20 protein-coding genes and 1 riboswitch are annotated in these 20,654 nt (G+C 73.1%); of the genes, 8 read left to right on the forward strand and 12 right to left on the reverse strand.

What is annotated here, in order from left to right:
• Window positions 1–48: 48 nt before the first annotated feature.
• Window positions 49–1,248: an MBL fold metallo-hydrolase gene (locus OG357_RS06450; RefSeq protein ID WP_329620216.1), complete on the reverse strand. Its 1,200-nt coding sequence runs from the start codon at window positions 1,246–1,248 to the stop codon at window positions 49–51.
• Window positions 1,249–1,365: 117 nt separating this feature from the next.
• Here OG357_RS06450 and OG357_RS06455 point away from each other — a divergent pair, with 117 nt between their 5' ends.
• Window positions 1,366–2,544, forward strand: a complete 1,179-nt coding sequence (locus OG357_RS06455) for a glutamate dehydrogenase (protein WP_329620217.1) — start codon at window positions 1,366–1,368, stop codon at window positions 2,542–2,544.
• Between the two features lie 107 nt (window positions 2,545–2,651).
• The gene (locus OG357_RS06460; RefSeq protein ID WP_329620218.1) at window positions 2,652–3,362 is read left to right on the forward strand and encodes a TetR/AcrR family transcriptional regulator; all 711 of its coding nucleotides are present in this window, start codon (window positions 2,652–2,654) and stop codon (window positions 3,360–3,362) included.
• 59 nt (window positions 3,363–3,421) lie between these two features.
• Here OG357_RS06460 and OG357_RS06465 read toward each other — a convergent pair whose 3' ends face one another.
• The 3 genes from OG357_RS06465 to OG357_RS06475 form a co-directional block, all read right to left on the reverse strand.
• Window positions 3,422–4,273 carry an SIMPL domain-containing protein gene (locus OG357_RS06465; RefSeq protein ID WP_329620219.1) on the reverse strand — a complete coding sequence of 284 codons (852 nt, stop codon included), beginning with the start codon at window positions 4,271–4,273 and terminating at the stop codon, window positions 3,422–3,424.
• 139 nt (window positions 4,274–4,412) lie between these two features.
• Entirely contained in the window at window positions 4,413–5,471 is a 1,059-nt protein-coding gene (locus OG357_RS06470; protein WP_329620220.1) for a DUF6745 domain-containing protein, read from the reverse strand.
• Window positions 5,472–5,498: 27 nt separating this feature from the next.
• A complete protein-coding gene (locus OG357_RS06475; protein ID WP_329620221.1) occupies window positions 5,499–5,825 on the reverse strand; it encodes a hypothetical protein in 327 nt (108 codons plus the stop codon).
• Between the two features lie 200 nt (window positions 5,826–6,025).
• Here OG357_RS06475 and OG357_RS06480 point away from each other — a divergent pair, with 200 nt between their 5' ends.
• Genes OG357_RS06480 through OG357_RS06500 form a run of 5 tightly spaced genes read left to right on the forward strand, consistent with a single transcriptional unit; the run spans window position 6,026 to window position 11,222 of the window.
• Window positions 6,026–6,997 (forward strand): STM4015 family protein, encoded by a 972-nt coding sequence (locus OG357_RS06480; RefSeq protein ID WP_329620222.1) that lies wholly within the window; start codon window positions 6,026–6,028, stop codon window positions 6,995–6,997.
• Window positions 6,994–8,166: an STM4014 family protein gene (locus OG357_RS06485; RefSeq protein WP_329620223.1), complete on the forward strand. Its 1,173-nt coding sequence runs from the start codon at window positions 6,994–6,996 to the stop codon at window positions 8,164–8,166. The genes OG357_RS06480 and OG357_RS06485 overlap by 4 nt, the downstream gene beginning before the upstream one ends.
• An 11-nt stretch (window positions 8,167–8,177) precedes the next feature.
• On the forward strand, window positions 8,178–8,999 hold the full coding sequence (locus OG357_RS06490; RefSeq protein WP_329625503.1) for an STM4013/SEN3800 family hydrolase: 822 nt from the start codon (window positions 8,178–8,180) through the stop codon (window positions 8,997–8,999).
• Complete coding sequence (locus tag OG357_RS06495; RefSeq protein WP_329620224.1) at window positions 8,996–10,342, forward strand: STM4012 family radical SAM protein; 1,347 nt, start codon at window positions 8,996–8,998, stop codon at window positions 10,340–10,342. Before OG357_RS06490 ends, OG357_RS06495 begins: the two co-directional genes overlap by 4 nt.
• 7 nt (window positions 10,343–10,349) lie before the next feature.
• Window positions 10,350–11,222 (forward strand): STM4011 family radical SAM protein, encoded by an 873-nt coding sequence (locus OG357_RS06500; RefSeq protein WP_329620225.1) that lies wholly within the window; start codon window positions 10,350–10,352, stop codon window positions 11,220–11,222.
• Here OG357_RS06500 and OG357_RS06505 read toward each other — a convergent pair.
• Both OG357_RS06505 and OG357_RS06510 read right to left on the reverse strand, forming a co-directional pair.
• On the reverse strand, window positions 11,209–12,003 hold the full coding sequence (locus tag OG357_RS06505) for an SGNH/GDSL hydrolase family protein (protein ID WP_329620226.1): 795 nt from the start codon (window positions 12,001–12,003) through the stop codon (window positions 11,209–11,211). The genes OG357_RS06500 and OG357_RS06505 overlap by 14 nt on opposite strands.
• A gap of 150 nt (window positions 12,004–12,153) precedes the next feature.
• On the reverse strand, window positions 12,154–13,188 hold the full coding sequence (locus tag OG357_RS06510; protein ID WP_329620227.1) for a M23 family metallopeptidase: 1,035 nt from the start codon (window positions 13,186–13,188) through the stop codon (window positions 12,154–12,156).
• Window positions 13,189–13,192: 4 nt separating this feature from the next.
• Window positions 13,193–13,355: riboswitch (cyclic di-AMP (ydaO/yuaA leader) on the reverse strand.
• Between the two features lie 388 nt (window positions 13,356–13,743).
• Between OG357_RS06510 and OG357_RS06515 the strand changes: the two genes are divergently transcribed.
• Window positions 13,744–14,565, forward strand: coding sequence for a tyrosine-protein phosphatase (locus OG357_RS06515; protein ID WP_329620228.1), 822 nt, complete (start codon window positions 13,744–13,746; stop codon window positions 14,563–14,565).
• 19 nt (window positions 14,566–14,584) lie between these two features.
• On the opposite strand, the gene OG357_RS06520 is transcribed toward OG357_RS06515, so the two are convergent.
• From OG357_RS06520 to shc, 6 genes are all read right to left on the reverse strand, one after another.
• A complete protein-coding gene (locus OG357_RS06520) occupies window positions 14,585–14,740 on the reverse strand; it encodes a DUF6126 family protein (protein WP_329620229.1) in 156 nt (51 codons plus the stop codon).
• A 49-nt stretch (window positions 14,741–14,789) separates the two neighbouring features.
• A complete protein-coding gene (locus OG357_RS06525) occupies window positions 14,790–15,419 on the reverse strand; it encodes a helix-turn-helix domain-containing protein (protein ID WP_329620230.1) in 630 nt (209 codons plus the stop codon).
• A gap of 75 nt (window positions 15,420–15,494) precedes the next feature.
• On the reverse strand, window positions 15,495–16,880 hold the full coding sequence (locus OG357_RS06530) for an aspartate aminotransferase family protein (RefSeq protein ID WP_329620231.1): 1,386 nt from the start codon (window positions 16,878–16,880) through the stop codon (window positions 15,495–15,497).
• Between the two features lie 7 nt (window positions 16,881–16,887).
• Window positions 16,888–17,910, reverse strand: a complete 1,023-nt coding sequence (gene hpnH, locus OG357_RS06535) for an adenosyl-hopene transferase HpnH (protein WP_329620232.1) — start codon at window positions 17,908–17,910, stop codon at window positions 16,888–16,890.
• Between the two features lie 7 nt (window positions 17,911–17,917).
• Window positions 17,918–18,607 (reverse strand): phosphorylase family protein, encoded by a 690-nt coding sequence (locus OG357_RS06540; RefSeq protein ID WP_329620233.1) that lies wholly within the window; start codon window positions 18,605–18,607, stop codon window positions 17,918–17,920.
• Window positions 18,607–20,610 carry a squalene--hopene cyclase gene (gene shc, locus OG357_RS06545; RefSeq protein ID WP_329620234.1) on the reverse strand — a complete coding sequence of 668 codons (2,004 nt, stop codon included), beginning with the start codon at window positions 20,608–20,610 and terminating at the stop codon, window positions 18,607–18,609. Before shc ends, OG357_RS06540 begins: the two co-directional genes overlap by 1 nt.
• Between the last annotated feature and the right edge of the window lie 44 nt (window positions 20,611–20,654).

Consider the following 20,654-nt stretch of genomic DNA (forward strand, 5'->3'; position numbering starts at 1 on the left):
GACGCGACAGCATCCGCACGGTCTCGGCAGGATCGTCCCCGGCCGACGTCACCGCTCGCCCGCGAGATCGAGGTCGTCACTGCGCTTCTCGGGCTCGACCTCGACATGCCGGGGGCGGCGCCACGGGCGCGCGACCGGACGGGACACCGCCCGCCACCACGACTCCCCGGGCAGCTTCCCCGCAGGCTCGAACGGCTCGCCGGGACGGGGCAACGCCACCGCCTGGCCGGCCTCCTCGGCCGCGTCCCTCGTCCACTCGCCCGGCTCGGCCCACGGGTGAGGGGCGAGGTTGAACGTGCCCCAGTGGATCGGCAGCATCACGCCGGCCGCCGCACCGCCCTGGAGGTCCAGATGCGCCCGCATGCCCTCCTCGGGAGTCATGTGGATGTCAGTCCAGAACTCCGAGTAGGCGCCGATCTGGATCATGGTGGCGTCGAAGGGGCCGTGCGCGGCGCCGATCTCCTCGAAGCCGGAGAAGCAGCCGGTGTCCCCGCTGTGGAAGATCCGGTGCTCGGGGCCCTGGACGACCCAGGACGCCCAGAGCGTGTGCTGCCGGTTGCGGATGCCCCGGCCGCAGAAGTGGCGGGCCGGGGTGGCCGTGAGCCGCAGCGCGCCGATCTCGGTGGACTCGTTCCAGTCCAGCTCGCGGAGGCGGGAGGCGGCCACGCCCCAGCGCTCCAGGTGTGCGCCGACGCCGAGCGGCACCGCGAAGACGGTGTCGGTGGCCGCGAGCGCCTTGATCGTCGGCAGGTCGAGGTGGTCGTAGTGGTCGTGCGAGATCACGACGACGTCGACCGGGCCGAGCGCGGCGAGCGGTGCGGGCACCGGGTGGAGCCGCTTGGGGCCGACGAAGGGGAACGGCGAGCAGCGATCGCCCCAGACCGGGTCGAAGAGGACCCGGTGCCCGTCGATCTCGGCGAGGACGCCGGAGTGCCCCATCCAGGTGAGGCGCAGCCCGGTGACCGGCGCCTTGGCCAGGTCGGCGACGGTGGTGGGGTGGACGGGGATCGTGCCGGTGGGGGCTCGGCGCGCGCGTCCTTCCTTCTCGAAGTAGATCTTGGCGAACTCCAGGGTGGAGCCCGAGGGCCCGCGGCGGGCGGGTTCGGGGTTCTGGAAGATCCCGTCCGCGAAGTTCGGCGAACGGCGGATACGGGCGAGGCGCTCGCCCGCGGGGTCCGCGCCGAAGGACTCGGGGCGCAGCGCGCGCAGCCGGGCCCGTGGCGAACGGTCGGAGCCGGTACCGGTCACAGGACCTCCTGATCTCTGGGGGTCGTTCCATTATGGGCGGCCCGCGCTCCGAACGGCCGGGGAGACCGGTCATACTGAATCGTTGTTCAGTAACAGCCCCTCCCGAGGAGACGCGCGATGAGCCCCACCCCCCTGCTGTCCGTCGACTGGACCGATCACGTGACCGGCCGCCGGGGCCACCTGGTCGTCGACCGGCTGGTGCGCGGGGTGGCCAGCGGCGGCCTGCGGATGCGCGAGGGATGCACGGCGGCCGAGGTCGCCGGGCTCGCCCGCGGCATGACCATGAAGGAGGCCCTGCACTACGACCCCGAGGCCCGGTACGTCCCGCTGGGCGGCGCGAAGGGCGGCATCGACTGCGACCCCCGCTCCCCGGAGGCGTACGGCGTCCTCGTCCGCTACCTGCGGGCCATGCGGCCGTACATCGAGCGGTTCTGGACGACCGGGGAGGACCTGGGGCTCACCCAGGACCTGGTGGACCGGGCGGCGGCCGAGGCCGGGCTCGTCTCCTCCGTGCAGGCCGTGTACCCGCTCCTGGACGACGAGGCGACGGCCCGGAAGCGGCTCGCCGACGCGTTCGCGATCGAGGTCGACGGCATCGGGCTCGACGAGCTGGTCGGCGGCCTCGGAGTGGCCGAGTCCGTGCTCGTCGCCCTCGACCGGGCCGGGCGGGAGTACGCCGGGACCCGGGTGTCGGTGCAGGGGCTCGGCACGATGGGCGGGGCGACCGCCCGGTTCCTGGCCCGGGCGGGGCTGCGGGTGGTGGCCGTCGCCGATGTCCGGGGCACGATCGTGAACCCGGACGGCCTCGACGTCGAGACGCTGCTCGCCGCCCGCGACGGCCACGGCACGGTCGACCGCGCCGCCCTGCGGCCCGGCGACCGGGAGGAGCCCCGGGACGCCTGGCTCGCCGTGGACGCGGAGGTCCTGGTCCCGGCGGCCGTCTCGTACGCGATCGACACCGGGAACCAGGGTCGGATCACGGCCCGCTGGATCGCGGAGGCGGCCAACATGCCGGTCCTGCCGGAGGCCGAGGAGGCCCTCGCCGCGCGCGGGGTGACCGTGCTGCCCGACGTGGTCGTGAACTCGTGCACCAACGCCTGGTGGTGGTGGACGCTCTTCGGTGACATCGAGGCCGACGCCGAGCAGGCCTTCGGCCGGGTGCGCCGGTCCATGCGGGAGCTGGTGGGCGGCATGCTGGACCGGGCCGCGGCGGACGGCACGGGCCCGCGCGCCGCGGCGCACGCGCTGGTCGCGGAGCGGCTGCCGGTGATCGCCGAGCGCTACGGCTGGTACTGAGGCCGGGTGCGGCCAGGGCCTGGTGTCCCGGGCCCGGGACGGCTCCGACCGGTCGGCCGACTCGGTGACGATCATGCCCTTGTCATGTGCTGTGTAGGCTGCTCGACGTGGCGAGAGTGCGGTTGAGCGTGGCGGAGCGGCGGGACGAGCTGCTGCGGGCCGCCGTCGACCAGATCGAGGCCCGGGGCGTCACCGCCGTCCGGATCTCCGACGTGGCGTCGGCGCTCGGGGTGAGCAACGCCCTCGTGCTCTACCACTTCTCGACCAAGGAACAGCTGGTCGCCGCCGCCTTCTCGCACGCGGCCGAGGGCGACCTCGCCCGCCTGCGGCAGCTGCTCGGACGGCGCTCCACGGCGGTGCGGCGACTGCGCGCCGCGGTGCGCTGGTACGCGCCGACCGGGCAGGCCAAGGGCTGGCGGCTGTGGATCGAGGGATGGGCCGCTTCGCTGCGCGACCCCGAGCTGCGCGAGGTCGCCGCGTCGCTGGACCGGGAGTGGAAGGCGGCGCTGGCCCGGGTGATCGGGGAGGGGGTCGCGGACGGCGAGTTCCGGTGTCCGGATCCGACCGCGGCGGCCTGGCGGCTCACCGCGTTCCTCGACGGGCTCGCGGTACAGACGACGGCGTACGCCGGCTCCCTGTCGCGCGCCACGCTGCTGCGGTGGGCGGACGCCGCCCTCGCCCGGGAGCTGGGCCTGCCCGAGGAGACACGGGACGGCCCGGAGGGCAGCGCACAGGCCCGTGCGGACGGCGCACCGGACGAGGCCCGGGACGGCATCCCCGCGGCCACGCCGGGCGCGGACGGTCCGCCCGGCGCGTAGTGGTTCCGCACGTGGGACGGACCGGACGGACCGGTCGCCACGGCCGGCCCTCTTCGGCCTCAGAGCAGTTCGAAGACCGCCGAGACCGTGACCTGCTCCTCGATCTCTCCGGGAGCCAGCGGGACCCCCGACTCGTCCGCGGGCATCGAGGGGACGGCGCCGTGGCCGGGGCGCATGGAGTCGCCCTCGCTGAGGGAGACCAGGCGGCCGAGCCGGTGTCCGCTGAGCCGCGCGTGCTGCGAGGCCTTCTCGTACGCGTCCTGGAAGGCGGCCTCGCGCGCCTTCACCCGCAGCGCCGACGGGTCGGCGACGTCGAAGACGACGCCGTTGATCCGGCCCTCGTCCCCCGTGGCGTCGTTGACGGCGCCGATGACCTGCCCGGTCCTGTCGAGGTCGCGGACCTTCACGGAGAAGGACTGCCCGGCCTGGTACCCGGTCACCTTGCTCTCCCCCTCGGGGCTCTGCGTGTACACCGGAGAGAGCGAGAGGCTGTCGGTCCGGATGTCCCGGTCCTCGATCCCCTGCTTGTGCAGCACGTCCAGCAGGGCCTTGGCGGCGGTGCTCTGCGCGGCCATCGCCTCCTTCGCCGTCTTACGGGTCGCCTCGACCCCGACGGACAGGATCGCCAGGTCCGGTGCGGCGGCCGCCCGGCCGGTCCCGCTGACGCTGACCGTGGCGGGCGCGGCCGCCCGGGCCGCGGTGCGGAGGGCGGTCCGGTCGGGCGCGGCGGCCAGGGCGGGGGCGGCCGTGCCGGCGAGCAGCCCGCCGAGCACGGCGGTGGCGGCGAGCAGACGGGCAGTGCGGGCGGTCGCGGAGGCACGAGCGGTCGCCGCGGTACGAGGGGGCACCGCGATACGGGCGGTCGGCGCGGTGTGAGCGGTCGTCGCGGTCCGGGGCTGGCGGGTCGTCACGGGCGGTCCCTTCGGGTTGGGTGCCGGAGCTCCGGCGGGCACATCCCAGCACCCGTCGCCGCCGCCTCCCGCACGCCACTCCTGACCGGCGGCTCCCTTCACCTCTCCGTACCAGCCGGGCCCGTGCCCCGGGCCCCGCTCAGGTCTGGACGAGCGGCTCGTACGCCTCGGCGGAGAGCCCGAAGGTCCAGGCCACGCCCTCCCGCGCGGTCCGCGTCGAGGGCGGCACCCGCAGCCAGTACGTGCGGTGGCTGCCGTCCGGTTCGGGGGTGGAGTTGACCACCTCGACCATCACCACGTCCTCGTCGTCGGCCAGTTCGACGCGCCACAGAACGCCCGTCTCGTCGCGGTGCTGGTGCCGGGCACCCGACTCCGCGAGGTAGCGGTCGTAGCCGTAGTACTCCAGCATCACGCGCCGCAGTTCGGCGTTCTCCTCCGCGCGGATCAGCTCGGGGGTGAGGCCGGCGAGACCGGCCAGGAAGTCGGCGTCCACCGACATGCCCCGCCAGGCGTGCAGGGCGAAGCCGTCGGGGTAGGCGAGCGCCGGGCCGTCGCCCCGGTCGAGGCGCCCGGCCTCGTCCCGGTGGAGCTCCACCGGGCGCTCGCAGACCACGGCGACGTTCTCGTAGGGCCACCACCAGCCCGCGTGCCGGGCGACTGCGGCGAGCCCCGCGAGCCGCTCGCCCCGGCCGTCGAAGGCGGCCAGCCAGGCGGCGTCGTGCTGGCCGAGCACCGCGTCGAACAGCACGAGCCGCACGGCGGTCGCCTCCCGCGCGGTCCCGTCGGTGACCCGTTCCGCGGCAGCCTCCGTCACCCCGGCCCGGATCCGGTCGGCGAGCTCCCGCGTGAGGTCCCAGAGCCCCGCGCCGGTCGCCTGCCAGTGCGCCGCCCAGCCCGCGGGTCCGAGCGCGTCGTGGAGGCGTCGCCGCTCCTCGGCCCAGGGCCGGGTGCGCACCTCGTCCCGTACCGAACGGCCCGCGCCGTCAAGCCCTCTGACGAGTGCGACGGCCGCGAGCGGCGAGTCCGCCCAGAGCACGCGCGCGGGCTCGGCGAGCCCCGCCGTGCGGTAGGCGAGCCGGACGCCGGCCTCGGCGGCGGCGCGATCGGCCGGTCCGGTGGCCGCGGCGACGGCCCGCCACGTGTCCTGTGCGGTGGTGCGGTTCATTCCGGTGTCCCCCAAGTCCTCGTCCTTGACCATGTCGAGCCCCTCACGTCCGCCGGGCCGTCAGTCCGCGACGATCCGGTAGGCGCCGGGCACGTACTCCCGCTGCCGCACGACCCGGTACCAGCCCTTGGGCAGGGCTATCGGGGCATGCTCCTCGTGCACCACCCGGCCGCCCTCGGGCAGTTCGAGCAGCAGCGGGCCGAGGGGGCCCGGCTCCCGCACGAGCCGGCCGGGTCCGGGGATGGCGTGGGCGTGCCCGGTCACCTCCCCGAGGGCAAGGACGAGACGGCCTCTGGCGTCCCTCGGCTCCCCCGCCGCGGCCTTCGCGCGGGCCGGTACGGCCGTCTCCTCGACGGGTGCGATCAGCACGTCTCCCTGCCGGTACATGGCTCTCCCCTCCCCGTTCGGCGCGCTTCGCCCGAACACGAGAACGACGCTAGAGGCCGGGTCTGACAATCGGTCCGACCATCGCCCACCGGACAGTCCCTTGCCCGCCGGCGCGGCCCCGGCGAAGGGCGTTGTCGGTGCCGCTTGGTACAACTCTTGGCATCAGCCGATCAACGTCGTCCGTTGTCTGGAGCACCGTCATGACCATCGGGAAATACCAGCAGGATTTCCACGGCCTTCCCGTGTTCGACTTCCCGAGTGCCGGCGCGGACGGGACCGCGTCCACCCCGCTGCCGGACGCCGCCGCCGTCGCCTGGCGGATCTCCGCCCCGACGTACAGCGAGCCCGAGGACGAGCTCTGGGAGCCGCAGTTCGAGCGGTTCCTCAAGACGGTCGACCCCACCCAGGTCCGCGCGCTGGTCGTCGGCGGCTGGGACGAGGCGTACGAGGAATCGTCCGCGCCCATCGTCGCGGCGCTGATCGCCGCCCGCGACCGGCTCACGGACCTGCGGGCGGTGTTCCTCGGCGACATGACGGGCGAGGACTGTGAGATCTCGTGGATCGTCCAGTCCGACGTGACGCCGCTGCTCGCCGCCTACCCGGCCCTGCGGGAGTTCGGGGTGCGCGGGGGCTCGGAGCTGGAGTTCCCGCCGATCCGGCACGAGGGCCTGGAGACCCTGGTGGTCGAGACGGGCGGTCTGCCCGCCGAGGTCGTGCGCGGGATCGCCGGCAGCGAGCTGCCCGCGCTGGAGAACCTCGAACTCTGGCTCGGCACCGACAACTACGGCGGCGACAGCACCACCGAGGACCTGGCACCGCTGCTCGCCGGGACGGCCTTCCCCGCCCTGCGCAGCCTGGGACTGTGCAACAGCGTCATCCAGGACGAGGTCGCCGCGGCCGTGGCCGGCGCCCCGGTCGTCGCCCGGATCGAGCGGCTCGACCTCTCCAAGGGCGTCCTGACGGACGAGGGCGCGGCCGCCCTGCTCGACGGGCAGCCGCTCACCCACCTCACCCGCCTCGACCTCTCCCACCACTTCCTGTCGGAGGCGATGAGCGACCGGGTCCGCGCCGCGCTCGCCCCGCACGGCGTCACGGTCGTCCTCGACGACGCCCAGGAGCCGGAGGACTACGGTGACGGCTCGGTCTACCGGTACGTCGCGGTAGCCGAATGACCCCCGCCCCGCGCCCCGTCGTCGTCGGTGATCCGGCGGGCCGCCGTGTCGCGTTCCTCCAGGACGCGCTGCGGACCGCCGGGCTGCCCGGGGCGCGGGTGGTGTCCTGGCCGGACGTGCTGGGCGGCCGGGCGCGGTTCGCCGCCGGCGAGACCGTACGGATCGACTCGCCCGGTGAGGATCCGGAGGCCGACCGGCTGCTGCGCGGCGTCGACGACCCGGCCCGGGTCGAGGGTTCGGGCCGCTGGTACGCCCGGTTCACCGCCGCCGTCTCGGAGCTCGCGGAGACCGTCGGAGACGCGGGAGCCGCGCTCGTCGACGACCCCGGCGAGCTCGCGGTCCTGTTCGACAAACGGCTGAGCCACGGCCGGCTGCGAGCGGCCGGTGTGCCGGTGCCCGACTCGCCGACCTCCGGGCCCGCCGCCCCGGCCGTGGGCGGCTGGGCGGACCTCCGTTCGCTGCTCGGCGAGGCCGGCCTGCGGCGGGTGTTCGTGAAGCTCGCGCACGGCTCCTCCGCGTCGGGAGTGTTCGCGGTGGAGACGAACGGCACGGGCAGGATCCAGGCGACCACCTCGGTGGAGCGCGCACCGGACGGACGTCTCTTCAACTCCCTGCGGGTACGGCGCTACACGAGCGAGCGGGAGATCGCCTCGATCGTGGACGCCCTCGCCCCCGACGGGCTGCACGTCGAGCGCTGGCTGCCGAAGGCCACCCAGGACGGCCGCGCCGCCGACCTGCGGGTGGTGGTGATCGACGGCCGGGCCACCCATGCCGTCGTCCGCACCAGCCGCTCCCCGATGACCAATCTGCATCTGGGCGGCGCCCGGGGCGACCTGGCCGCCGCCCGGGCCGCGATCATCGCGGCCGGCGGGCGGTGGGAGGACGCGCTCGGCGTGTGCGAGCGGGCCGCCGCCGCCTTCCCCGGCACCCGGTGCGTGGGCGTCGACCTGCTGCCCGCGACCGGCTGGCGCCGCTTCGCGGTGGGCGAGGTCAATGCCTTCGGCGACCTGCTGCCGAGGCTCACGGGTCTGCCGGGCAGCGGCGCCGAGGGCCTCGACACGTACGCGGCGCAGGTCGCCGCCCACTTCCCCGGCCCACTCTCCTCCGACGCGACCCGCACCCGCCCGTCCGACGCAGCCCCCCGCACCACAGGAACGAGCACCACGTGAACCAGCCCGACATGAACGCGATCGTCGGCAGCCACGACCTGCTCCTGGTCACCCTCGACACGCTGCGGTACGACGTGGCGGCCGAGCTGGCGGCCGAGGGGCGCATCCCGCATCTGGCCCGGCATCTACCCGGCGGCGCCTGGGAGCGGCGGCACGCGCCCGGCAGCTTCACGTACGCCTCCCACCAGGCGATCTTCGCGGGTTTCCTGCCGACCCCGGCCGCTCCCGGGCCGCACCCCCGGCTCTTCGCGGCCCGTTTCGCGGGCAGCGAGACGACGGCCGACGGCACTTTCGTCCACGACACCCCGGACCTCGTCTCGGCGCTCGCCGGCGAGGGCTACCGGACGGTCTGCGTCGGCGGGGTGGGCTTCTTCAACAAGCAGCCGCCGCTCGGCTCCGTACTCCCCGGCCTGTTCCAGGAGAGCCACTGGGAGCCGTCCTTCGGCGTCGCGTCCCCGACCTCCTTCGCGTCCCAGGTGGACCGCGCCGAGGAGGTCGTCGCCGCGCTCCCCCGCGAGCGCCGGCTCTTCCTCTTCGTCAACGTGTCCGCGCTCCACCAGCCCAACTGGTTCCACAGCCCGGGGGCGACGCCCGAGGCCGGGGACTCCCGGGCCACACACGCGGCGGCCCTCGAATACGTCGACCGGCACATCGGACGCCTCTTCGCCGCGATGAGCAGCCGCCGGCCCTGCTTCGCGATCGTCTGCTCGGACCACGGCACCGCGTACGGGGAGGACGGCCACACCGGACACCGGCTCGGCCACGAGGTCGTGTGGACCGTGCCGTACGCGCAGTTCGTCCTGGACGGCCCCGCGCAGGAGGCGACGGCATGAGCGACACCACCACCCCGCGCCCGTACCGCAGCTACGTCTACGCCTATCCGCACAAGACGGCGTACCGCGCGCTCCCCGACCGGCCGTCCCTCGACGCCCTCTGGGCGGCGGAGCCGAAGGACGCGCTCTCCCTCTACGCGCACATACCGTTCTGCGAGGTCCGCTGCGGGTTCTGCAATCTCTTCACCCGCATCGGCGCCCCCGACGAGCTGACCACCCGCTACCTCGACGCCCTCGACCGCCAGGCCACGGCCGTCCGCGAGGCGCTCGGCGACCCCCGAGGGGACAGCGCTCCCGTGCGGTTCGCCACGGCCGCGTTCGGCGGTGGCACGCCCACCTTCCTCACCGCCGCCGAGCTGGAGCGGCTCTGCGACATCGCCGAGAAGCGGATGGGGGTCGATCTGCGGGCCGTACCGCTGTCCGTCGAGACGTCCCCCGCGACCGCGACCGCCGACCGGCTCACGGTCCTCGCCGAGCGGGGCGCGACCCGCCTCAGCATCGGCGTGCAGAGCTTCGTGGAGGCGGAGGCGCGGGCGGCGGTCCGGCCGCAGCGGCGCGCGGACGTCGAGGCCGCGCTCGGCAGGATCCGGGACACCGGTGTGCCCGTCCTCAACATCGACCTGATCTACGGGATCGACGGCCAGACCGAGGAGTCCTGGCGTTCCTCGCTCGACGCGGCGCTCGCCTGGTGCCCCGAGGAGCTGTACCTCTACCCGCTGTACGTCCGGCCGCTCACCGGTCTCGGCCGGATCTCCCCCGGGGCCGACCGCGAGTGGGACGAGCGGCGGCTGCGCCTCTACCGGTACGGCCGGGACCACCTCCGCGCGCACGGCTACGAGCAGGTGTCGATGCGGATGTTCCGCCGGACGGACGCCGCGCCCCTCGGCCCGGACGACTACGCGTGCCAGACGGACGGGATGATCGGCCTGGGCTGCGGCGCCCGCTCGTACACCTCGGCGCTGCACTACTCCTTCGACTACGCCGTCGACATGCGCGAGATCCGCTCGATCATCGACGCGTACACGGAGACAGAGGACTTCTCCCGCGTCGAGGTCGGCCGGTGGGTCGATGCCGAGGAGGCCCGCCGCCGCCATCTGCTCCAGTCGCTGCTCCAGGCCGAGGGCATGCCGGTCGCCGGCTACGAGGAGCGGTTCGGCTCCTCCCCGTTCGCGGACTTCCCCGCGGAGCTGGCCCGTTTCGCGTCCCTCGGCTGGCTCGACGAGGACGCCCCGGCGGGGCTGCTCCGGCTGTCACCGGAGGGGCTCGCGTACTCGGACGGGCTCGGCCCGGAGCTGTTCTCGCCCGACGTGCGGGCCGCCATGGCCGCGTACGAGCCGAAGTAGGGAAGCCGTGGATCTGACCCTGCTCTACCGCGGCCCGCTCGCCTCCTGCGACTTCGACTGCCCCTACTGCCCCTTCGCCAAACGCCGGGACAGCCGCGAGCAGCTGCGCGCGGACCGGGCCGCGCTCGACCGGTTCACCGGGTGGGCCGCCGGACAGACCGGCGACCGGCTGCGGATCCTCTTCACCCCGTGGGGCGAGGGCCTGGTGCGCTCCTGGTACCGGCGGGCCCTGGTCGACCTGTCACGGCTGCCGCACGTGGAGCGGGTGGCGATCCAGACCAACCTCAGCTGCCGGACCGACTGGCTGGCGGAGGCGGACCCCGAGACCGTCGCCCTCTGGTGCACGTACCACCCGGGCCAGACGCCGTACGAACGCTTCCTCGGCAAGTGCCGCGAGCTGGCCGCCCGGGGCATCCGGTTCAGCGTCGGCGTGGTCGGCCTGCCCGAGCACCGTGACGACGCCCGCCGGCTGCGCGCGGCCCTGCCGCCGCACGTCTACCTCTGGGTGAACGCAGCCGAGGGCCACACGTACACGGACGCGGAGGCCGAGGAGTGGACGGGGATCGACCCGCTCTTCCCCTACAGCAGACGGCCGCACCGCTCGGCGGGGCTGCCGTGCCGTACCGGCGAGTCGGTGATCTCGGTGGACGGCGAGGGGACCGTGCGGCGCTGCCACTTCGTCAAGGCCGAGCTGGGGAACCTGTACGACGGTTCGTACCGCGCCGCGCTGCGCCCCCGGGCCTGCCCCCTCGCCGTCTGCGACTGCCACATCGGCTACGTCCATCTGGAGACGCTGCCGCTGTACGACGTCTTCGCCGGCGGGGTCCTGGAGCGGATCCCGGCCGGCGTCGGCGGCCCCGGCGGTCCTACAGGGGCATGAGGTCGGGGCGCTTCGCCTCGACGTGGTCGCCCGAGCTCTCGCCGCGCAGCCTGCGCCCGATCCAGGGCACGAGGTACTCCTTGGCCCAGTTGAGGTCGTCGCGGCGGACCTCCAGCGTGCCGCGCGGGGGGCGCGGCGGCCACGGCTGGTCCGGGTCGGCGGGCACCGGCAGGCCGAGGACCTGGGCGGCACGCAGGGCGACGCGGGTGTGGCCGTCGGGCGAGAGGTGCAGCCGGTCGTCGTCCCAGGCCCGCAGGTCCTGCACGGACTTGAGCGACCACAGGTCGAGGACCGGGCAGTCGTAGCGGTCCGCGATGGACCGGACGTGGGCCGTGTAGGTGGCGATCTTCCCGCGCAGGTGCCGGAGCACGGGGATGTCACGGGTGTCGAAGCCGGTGGTCACCATGACGGTGCCGACGGCGGAGGTCAGGTCGGCGACGGCGCGCTCGAAGCGCTCGGCCACGTCGTCGGGGTCGGTGCCGGGCCGGATGATGTCGTTGCCGCCGGCACAGAAGGTCACCAGGTCGGGGGCGAGTTCCTTCGCCCGGGGGACCTGTTCCGCCACGATCTGGTCGAGCAGGCGCCCGCGTACGGCCAGGTTGGCGTAGCGGAAGTCGTCGTGCTCCGGCAGCTCGTCGGCGAGCAGCACCGCGAAGCGGTCCGCCCAGCCGACGTACGTCCCGTCGGGCCCGGGGTCTCCGACGCCCTCGGTGAAGCTGTCACCGATCGCCGCGTACGACCCGAATGCGTTCTTGTCTCTTGATCTCGAATCGTCTGCCACGGGAGCACATCCTTCCCTTTCGGATGTGACCTACGCGACCGTAAGGAGGGGTTGACGCAGGGTGACATATGCCACCGATAAAGATTCTCCCAAGCCGGAATACGCCGACGGCCCGGCACACATGTGCCGGGCCGTCAGGGAGCGTCCGTGTCAGACGGAGACGCCGTGCTGGCGCAGGTAGGCCAGCGGGTCGACGTCGGAGCCGTAGCTCGGGGAGGTGCGGATCTCGAAGTGCAGGTGCGGGCCGGTGGAGTTGCCGGTCGAGCCGGAGAGGCCGATCTGCTGGCCGCCGGTGACGGTCTGGCCGGACGAGACGGAGAGGGAGGAGAGGTGCGCGTACTGCGAGTAGTTGCCGTCGGCGTGCTGGATGACGACCTCGTTGCCGTAGGCGCCGCTCCAGCCGGCGGAGACGACCGTGCCGGCGCCGACGGCGCGGACGGTGGTGCCGGAGGAGGCGGTGAAGTCGACACCGGTGTGGTAGCCGGAGGACCACATGGAGCCGGAGGCGCGGTACGGGGTGGAGAAGCCGGCGCTGACGGGGGCGACCCAGCCGGACGCGGAGGTCGAGGCCCCGGACGACTGGGAGGTCTGCGACGACTGCGACGAGGAGGACTCGGCGGAGGCGGCGGCCGGAGCGGCGGCGCGCTGGCTGCTGCGCGAGGCACGCGAGGAGTCGCCGTTCTTCTCGGAGCTCTGCGTGCTCTCGGGAGCGGCCTTCGGGGCGGCCTTCGGAGCCGCCTTCGGGGCGGCGGCCTTGGGCGCGGCGCTCTTCGGAGCGGCGGCGGCGGTGTTCTTCGCGCCGAGCGTGAGCTTCATGCCGGGCAGGATCAGCGAGGGGTTCTCGCCGACGACCTGGCGGTTGTCCGCGTAGAGCTTCTGCCAGCCGCCTGCGAGGTGGTGCTCGGTGGCGATCTTCGACAGGTAGTCGCCGCTGACGACGGAGTACGTCTTCGGCGCGGCCTTCGCGGCGGCGGTGGGCGCGGCCTGGAGGGCGGCGGGCGCCTTCACCTGAGCGGCGGCGACGGCCTGGGCGGGGACGGCGGCCGGGGCGGCCTGCTCGGCGGCGTGGGCTCCGGTGGCGCCGAGGAGCGGAAGGGCGACGACGGCGCCTCCCGTACTGGCGACGACGAGACCACGCGTGATGGAATTGATCTTGGGACGGCGGTGCTTACCCTTCGCGGGCATGGCGAATTCCTCTCCGGCGCCTACGAGGTGAGCTGTCGGGTTCGGACTGGAGATGCCCGGCCGCGTTCTCACGCGGCTTCACCCCGAGCCGTCCTGTTGTCGCGGGACCGGCGTACTTCCTGGGTCCCCCGCTCCTGCCACGCATGGGATGAGTGCGGATTCCGGACGGTGGCAGGATTCGGCGGTCCGACCGGATTGACGGTGACGCTAGACGAGCGGGGTCGGAGCGAACAAGCCGCAGATTTCCTCCGGCATTACCCGGGCCGCATTCCGGGCGGAATTCCGGTCACCCTCCGTCGATGACGGTCCTTCGATTTCCTTTTTCCGTACGGCAATTGCCCGGGGCCTTCGGCCACGATCCGTCACATCTATGACCCTGCTCACGCGGCATCGCCCATCTCGCCTGCAACCAGGGCGTGTTCCCCTTAACGCCTCATTTCGGACAGATCACCCATTCCCGTCCGAGGGGGTGCGCCGACCCCGTCCCACCTGGATGATTGCCCTAGGAACCGATCTCGCATCGGGCCCCCGAACGACGACCCCCCAGGAGCATCCGTGACGCAGCAGCTGCCGCAGGTCCCGCCCACCGAAGCGAACGAACCCGAGCTGGCCGAGGTCCGCAACTTCCGGGACGTGGGCGGCCTGCCGACGACGGACGGGCGCGCCGTGCGGCCCGGACGCCTCTTCCGCAGCGGCCACCTCGCCCACGCCACCGAGACCGACGCCGCCTTCCTCGCCTCACTGGGCCTGCACACCGTCTTCGACTTCCGCAACGAGGCCGACCGCAAGGTCGAGGGTGCGGACGTCGAGCTCCCCGGCGTGCGAAACGTGAACATACCCCTCAACGACCCCGCCGACGGCAAGGAGTTCTGGAAGCTGGTGTGCGACGGCGACATCGCGCAGTTGCGGGACATCCTGGGCGACGGCAAGGCGGCGGCCCGTATGTCCGACTCGTACCGGAAGATGGTGGTCGAGCGGACGTCGGAGCACAGCCGGATCCTGCACTCCATGGCCGAGGAGAGCGTCCCGGCCCTGATGCACTGCGCGGCGGGCAAGGACCGCGCCGGCCTCTCCATCGCGATCACGCTGCTCGCCCTCGGCGTCGAGGTCGAGGCGATCGAGGCGGACTACGTGAAGTCGAACGACCCGCACCGCCGCTACAAGGTGCGCCGCAGCTCCACCGGCGCGGACGCGATGTCGCCCGAGGTGATGGAGCTGCTGAGCCCGCTCTTCGACGCGCGGGTGGAGTATCTGCGGGGCGCCTTCGAGACGATCGAGGCGACGTGGGGCTCGGTCGAGACCTACCTCACGGAGGGGCTGAAGCTGGCCCCCGAGACCCGCGAGCGGCTGCGGGAGCGCTTCCTCACGGAGGCGTGAGCCCGCCCGGGGCGCCGCTCTACTGGTTCTGCCCGCCGAGCATGAAGAGCAGGTAGAGGAAGCCGGCGAAGAGGTGCCCGGCGATCAGGTACGCGAAGAGGCGGAGGGCCAGCCCCTTGGGAAACTTGCCTTCCCCGCGCTCTTCACCGGTGACAGGTCGTGACTTCTCGGACATCTCGGTCCTTTTCTGGCGAAGGGGCACGTTCTCACGAGGAGGCGCGGTATCAGCGCCGGTGCGGGGTTCCGTCGCCGAGGCACAGCTCGGCGACGGGACTCTGCATCAGGGTGTGGACGAAGAGCAGCTCGGCCCCGCCGGGAGTGGCGGCGCCGATGCGGTGCGGGGTCAGCGAGTCGAAGTGCGCGCTGTCCCCGGGATCGAGGACGTGGACGGCGTCGCCGAGCGCGAGCCGCACCCGCCCCTCCAGGACGTGGATCCACTCCTCGCCGGGGTGGACCCGCACGATGTCGGCCCGGGTGGCGTACGGCACGTGGACGCGCAGGCACTGGAGCGCCCGCCCGGCGCCGCCGGCCTGCCGGTAGATCCAGCCGTCGGCCTCGACGGGTTCGGAGCGGCCGGCCCGGACGACGGGGTCACGCTCGGGCGGAGCCTCGCCGAGGAGCTCGGAGACCGTCGTACCGTAGATACGGGCGAGGCCGAGCAGCATCGGCAGCGACGGTTGCCGGTTCCCCGTCTCCAGCCGGGAGAGGTGGGCCGGCGAGAGGCCGGCCCGCTGGGCGGCGGCCTCCAGGGTGAGTCCCCGGCGGCGGCGCAGGGCCCGCAGCTGCGGGGCGACGTCGGGCAGGACGTCGGGGGTGGCGGAGTCCGGGGAGGCTTCCCCGGGGACGTGGTCCATGCGTCCATTGCGCCAGGATCATGCCTCTGAGGCAAGTTTCTTGCCTCAGAGGCAAAGATCGCGGACTCGTCCGGCTCAGCGCTGCGCCACGGCCTGCTTCACCAGGGTCTTCCCGAAGTCCCACATCAGCCCGCCGCCGCCGTGGGCCTCGTCCATGACCGCCGTGAACGCGGTGACGAACCGGTCCACGTCCGCCTCGTCGATGACCAGCGGCGGGATCAGTTTGATCACCTCCAGGTGGTCCCCCGAGACCTGGGTGAGGATGTGGTGCCGCTGGAGCAGCGGCACCACGACCATCTGGGCGAAGAGACCCTTCCGGGCCGCCTGGAGCATGGCCCAGCGGCCGCGCAGCCCCAGCGACGTCGGCCGGCCGAACTCGATCCCGATCATCAGCCCGCGCCCGCGGACCTCGTGCAGCAGCTCGTACCGGGGTACGAGCTCCTCGAGGCGGGAGCGGAGCAGCCCGCCGATCCGCCGGACGCGGGCGACCGTGTCCTCGCTCTCCATGACCGAGAGGACGGCGAGCCCGGCGGCCATGGCCTGCGCGTTCGATCCGAAGCTCGCCGAGTGGACGAGGACCCGGTCCATGGACGAGTAGACCTTCTTGAAGATCCAGTCCTTGCCGAGGGTGGCGCCGACCGGCACGTAGCCGCCGGAGAGCGCCTTGGCGACGCAGACCAGGTCCGGTTCGACCCCCGCCTCGTGCTGGTACGCGTAGAAGTCGCCGGTCCTGCCGAGGCCGGTCTGCACCTCGTCCACGATCAGCAGCGCGCCGTGCCGGTGCAGCAGCTCCTGGGCGGCGAGCAGGAAGCCGGGCGGCGCCTCCTGGACGCCCTTGCCCTGGATCGGCTCCACGACGAAGGCCGCCACGTCGCCGCGGCGCAGCTCCCGCTCCAGGGCTTCGAGGTCGCCGAGGGCGATCGCGGTGTCCGGCAGGAGCGGGTCGAAGCCCTCCCGGAAGCCCTGCTCGCCGTTGACCGAGAGCGAGCCGGTGGTGAGCCCGTGGAAGGCGTGGGCGCAGTAGAGGACCCTGGGCCGCCCGGTGGCGTACCGGGCGAACTTGAGGGCGGTCTCGACGGCCTCGGTGCCGCTGTTGCCGAAGAAGACCCGGTCGAGGTGGGGGCTGTGGGCGAGGAGGCGTTCGGCGAGCAGCCCCGGCAGGGGCTGGCAGTCGAAGCGGGTGAGGTCGGCGAGCTGGGCGTCCAGGACGTCGTGGAGGGCCTTGCGGACGACGGGGTGGTGCCGTCCGAGACCCATCACGCCGAATCCGGCGAGCATGTCGAGGTGGTCGACGCCGTCGGCGTCCCAGAAGTGGGCACCCTCGGCCCGCTCGTACACCTTGTCGAAGCCGATGGTGTGGAGCATGCGCGGCAGCTGGTGGTTGAGGTGCTTGGCGTGCAGCTCGTACCGCTCACCGCCGCGCTCGGCGAGCAGCGCCCGCAGGTCGAACTCACCCTTCACGAGTCACTCACCCGTTGTTCCCGGAGACGGTCTCCCGGATCGCACGCAGGGACTCCTTGAGGGAACCCATGGTGGCGAGGACGGCGGTGGGCTCGTAGCCGCAGTGCGCCATGCAATTGGCGCAGCGCGGGTCCTTTCCGCGGCCGTACTTGTCCCAGTCGGTGTCCTCGACGAGTTCGCGGTACGTGGGGACGTAGCCGTCGCTCATCAGATAGCAGGGTCGCTGCCAGCCGAAGAGCGAGTAGTTGGGAATGGCCCAGGCCGTGCAGGGGAAATCGGCCTTTCCCTCGAGGAAGTCCAGGAAGAGCGGCGAGTGGTTGAGACGCCAGCGGCGCCGGTTCCCGCCCGCGAAGGCCTTCTTGAAGAGCTCGCGGGTCTGCTCGACGCCGAGGAAGTGCTCCTGGTCGGGGGCCTTCTCGTAGGCGTAGGCGGGCGAGATCATCATTTCGTCGACCTGGAGGTCGTCGTTGAGGTAATTGAGCACCTCGATGATGGTCTGCGGGGTGTCCGTGTTGAAGAAGGTCGAATTGGTGGTGACGCGGAAGCCGCGCCGCTTGGCCTCCTTGATGGCCGCCACCGCCTCGTCGAACACGCCTTCCTTGGCGACGGATTCGTCGTGCCGCTCGCGCAGGCCGTCGATGTGCACGGCGAAGGCGAAGTACGGCGAGGGCGTGAACTTGTCCAGCTTCTTGCGGAGCAGCATCGCGTTGGTGCAGAGGAAGACGTACTTCCTCCTGGCCACCAACTGGCGCACGATCTCGTGGATCTGAGGGTGCATCAGGGGCTCGCCGCCCGCGATGGACACCATGGGGGCGCCTGACTCCAGGACCGCGCCGACCGCTTGCGCGACCGGCATGCGCTGCTTGAGGACACCCGCCGGGTGCTGGATCTTCCCGCAGCCCTCGCACGCGAGGTTGCAGGCGTAGAGCGGCTCCAGCTCGACGATCAGCGGGAACTTGTCACGCTTTCGGAGCTTCTGTTCGACGAGGTAGGTCCCGACCCTGATGGACTGACGAAGCGGCATGGCCATAACTCGCTCACCTCCTGGGGAGCAGCAAAGAACGGTGCCATTCGAAGAATGCGGGAAGGACGGCACGGAGAACACGGAAGGCCGATATTCCCCCGCGTACCGTGCCGATCCGGACCAGTTCATGTTCTGGAGCGTCCACGACCACCCGTACGGCCGCAACCGGGCGGGCGTCCGGCCCGCCGCCGAGCCGGCCGGCCTCCCGGGCGGTCCGCAGGGTCGCCGCGGACTCCATGTCGACGGCGATCGCCCCGGTGGCCCGCAGCGCGACGCGCTCGGGGCCGCGCACCACATGGTCGGAGCCGCTCAGCGGGCCGGTGTGGACGGTCCGCCCGGGCACCGCCCTGACCAGCGCCTTCACCAGGAGCTCGGTGCCGACGCAGGGGGTCGTGCCCTCGGGGCCGCGGGTCTCCTCGGCGACGATCAGGTCCCCCGGGTGCATGCCCGGGGCGAGCCCCGCGCAGAAACCGGAGGCGATGACGGCGGCGTCCGCCCACCGCTCCTCGCCGAGCACCCGGGACACCATCCTGCGGGCGTGGGCGGGTCCCATGCCCGTACGCACCACGGTCACCGGGCCGGGGGCGCCCGTGTGGTCCCCGCCGCGCAGGGCGAACCGCTCGATGCCGAGCGCACAGGCGATCAGCAGCGGTGGTGCGGCGCCGGGGCGGGCGGCCGGGCCCGGTCCCGGCTCGCGGCCCATCAGCGCCCCTTGCCGGGCGAGGGCTCCCCGTACACGTAGCGCCCGAGCGCCGTGAGCGGGAACACCTGCCGGTAGAGGTGGTAGTTGATGGAGAAGTCCCAGGGGAAACCGGTGCCCGTGAAGTACGGCTCGTCCCAGGATCCGTCCTCGCGCTGCGTCTCCGTGAGCCAGGCGACACCCCGCCGGACGGGCCCGGAGTCGCGCTCGCCCGCCGCGAGGAGGGCCAGGAGCGCCCAGGCGGTCTGGGAGGCGGTGGAGGCGCCGCGTCCGATCCACCGCTCGTCCTCGTACGAGCGGAGGTCCTCGCCCCAGCCCCCGTCCTCGTTCTGTACGGAGCCCAGCCAGGCGACGGCCCGGCGGATCGCCGGGTGGGAGCCGGGCAGCCCCGCGGCGGTGAGGGCCGGGAGCACCGAGCCCGTCCCGTACACGTGGTTGACGCCCCAGCGGCCGAACCAGGCGCCGTTCGGCTCCTGTTCGGCGAGGAGCCAGTCGATTCCCCGGCGCGTGCGGGGGTTTCGGGCCTGCCCCTCGAAGGCGAGCATCTCCACCACGTGGGCGGTGACGTCGGCGGACGGCGGGTCGATCACCTCGCCGAAGTCGCAGAACGGCAGCTTGTTGGGGAACACGCTGGTGTTGTCGGCGTCGAAGGCTCCCCAGGCGCCGTTGCGCGACTGCATGCCGAGCGTCCAGCGCGCACCCCGGGCGATGGCCGCCTCGACCCGCGCGGGGTCGGGGTGGTCGACCCGGCGCAGGGCGAGGAGGACCTCGGCGGTGTCGTCGATGTCGGGGTAGTTGTCGTTGTGGAACTCGAACGCCCAGCCGCCCGGCGGGAGTCCGGGGCGGCGCACCGCCCAGTCCCCCTTCCTGGTGATCTCCTCGTCCAGCATCCAGTCGACGGCCTTCACCAGCGCCGGGTGATCGGGGCGGAGCCCGGCGTCGGCGAGCGCGATGGTGGCGAGACAGGTGTCCCAGACGGGCGACTGGCAGGCCTCGATCATGCGGGAGCCGTCCTCGCCCCAGACCGCGAACCGGTCGAGGGACTCCAGGCCGGCGCGCATGACCGGGTGCCCGAGGTCGTAGCCGAGGAGGTGGAGGGCGATGACCGAGTAGACGGCCGGGGGCTGGATGCCGCCCCAGCAGCCGTCGTTCTCCTGGCGCTCGACGATCCAGCGGGCGGCCACGTTCATGGCGGTCCCGCGCAGCGCGCGCGGAGCGACCCGGTGGTAGACGTGCAGCGCCTTGTCGAGCCGCTGGAAGATCCCGTCCCAGCCGGTGGCCGGGGCGAGGGGCCGCGGCGGGTTGGGCCGGGCGGGATCGGTGTGCAGCTCGTCGAGCGGGAAGGGCGCGGGGCGGACCGGGCGCTTCGCGGAGACCACGGTGAGCGGCACGATCGTCTGCCGGGCCCAGCAGCCGAAGTCGTAGATGTTGAGCGGGAACCACTTCGGCAGGAACAGCAGCTCGGGGGGCAGCTCGGGCAGGTCCTCCCAGCGCCACCAGCCGAAGAGGGCCAGCCAGATCCGGGTGAAGACCCGGGCGGCGGCCATCCCGCCACGGTCGCGGACCCAGGCGGAGGCGCGGGCCATGTGCGGGGCCTCGGGCGGGTCTCCGGCGAGCCGCAGGGCCACATAGGCCTCGACCGTCGTGGAGAGGTCGCCGGCTCCGCCGTAGAAGGTGGCCCAGGCACCGTCCTCCCGCTGTTCGCGGCGGATGTGGAGGGCCGCCGCCCGGAGGGTGTCGGCGTCGAGGATGCCCAGGAACTGGCGGAGGAGCAGGTCCTCGGCGTCCATGGTGACGTTGGTCTCCAGGTCGCCCTTCCACCAGCCCGACGGGTCCTGGCGGGCGAGCAGGTGCTCGACGGCGCGCTCCGCGGCCCGTGCGGCGCTCTCGTCGAGCGTGTCCCACGCGACGGAGAGCTCCTCCGGCGCGGCGGTGTCGTGCGTCGTGCTGGCCGCGGCCGCCCGGGGGCCCACGGCCCCGGAGCTTCCGTCGGTCGTCGCTGTCATGGCTTCCCCTTTGATGCAGTCGGTTACTTCTGCTCCTGCGGGTC

The organism is Streptomyces sp. NBC_01255, from assembly GCF_036226445.1.
Taxonomy (GTDB): Bacteria; Actinomycetota; Actinomycetes; order Streptomycetales; family Streptomycetaceae; genus Streptomyces.

Excerpts from the sequence above, each read along its gene's own strand:
- OG357_RS06480 (WP_329620222.1), top strand. The coding sequence starts at position 6,026 with ATGACCATCGGGAAATACCAGCAGGATTTCCACGGCCTTCCCGTGTTC.
- OG357_RS06540 (WP_329620233.1), bottom strand. The coding sequence starts at position 18,607 with ATGGGCCGCGAGCCGGGACCGGGCCCGGCCGCCCGCCCCGGCGCCGCA.
- OG357_RS06455 (WP_329620217.1), top strand. The coding sequence starts at position 1,366 with ATGAGCCCCACCCCCCTGCTGTCCGTCGACTGGACCGATCACGTGACC.
- OG357_RS06495 (WP_329620224.1), top strand. The coding sequence starts at position 8,996 with ATGAGCGACACCACCACCCCGCGCCCGTACCGCAGCTACGTCTACGCC.
- hpnH (WP_329620232.1), bottom strand. The coding sequence starts at position 17,910 with ATGGCCATGCCGCTTCGTCAGTCCATCAGGGTCGGGACCTACCTCGTC.
- OG357_RS06475 (WP_329620221.1), bottom strand. The coding sequence starts at position 5,825 with ATGTACCGGCAGGGAGACGTGCTGATCGCACCCGTCGAGGAGACGGCC.
- OG357_RS06490 (WP_329625503.1), top strand. The coding sequence starts at position 8,178 with ATGAACGCGATCGTCGGCAGCCACGACCTGCTCCTGGTCACCCTCGAC.
- OG357_RS06470 (WP_329620220.1), bottom strand. The coding sequence starts at position 5,471 with ATGGTCAAGGACGAGGACTTGGGGGACACCGGAATGAACCGCACCACC.
- OG357_RS06510 (WP_329620227.1), bottom strand. The coding sequence starts at position 13,188 with ATGCCCGCGAAGGGTAAGCACCGCCGTCCCAAGATCAATTCCATCACG.
- OG357_RS06485 (WP_329620223.1), top strand. The coding sequence starts at position 6,994 with ATGACCCCCGCCCCGCGCCCCGTCGTCGTCGGTGATCCGGCGGGCCGC.
- OG357_RS06525 (WP_329620230.1), bottom strand. The coding sequence starts at position 15,419 with ATGGACCACGTCCCCGGGGAAGCCTCCCCGGACTCCGCCACCCCCGAC.
- OG357_RS06520 (WP_329620229.1), bottom strand. The coding sequence starts at position 14,740 with ATGTCCGAGAAGTCACGACCTGTCACCGGTGAAGAGCGCGGGGAAGGC.
- shc (WP_329620234.1), bottom strand. The coding sequence starts at position 20,610 with ATGACAGCGACGACCGACGGAAGCTCCGGGGCCGTGGGCCCCCGGGCG.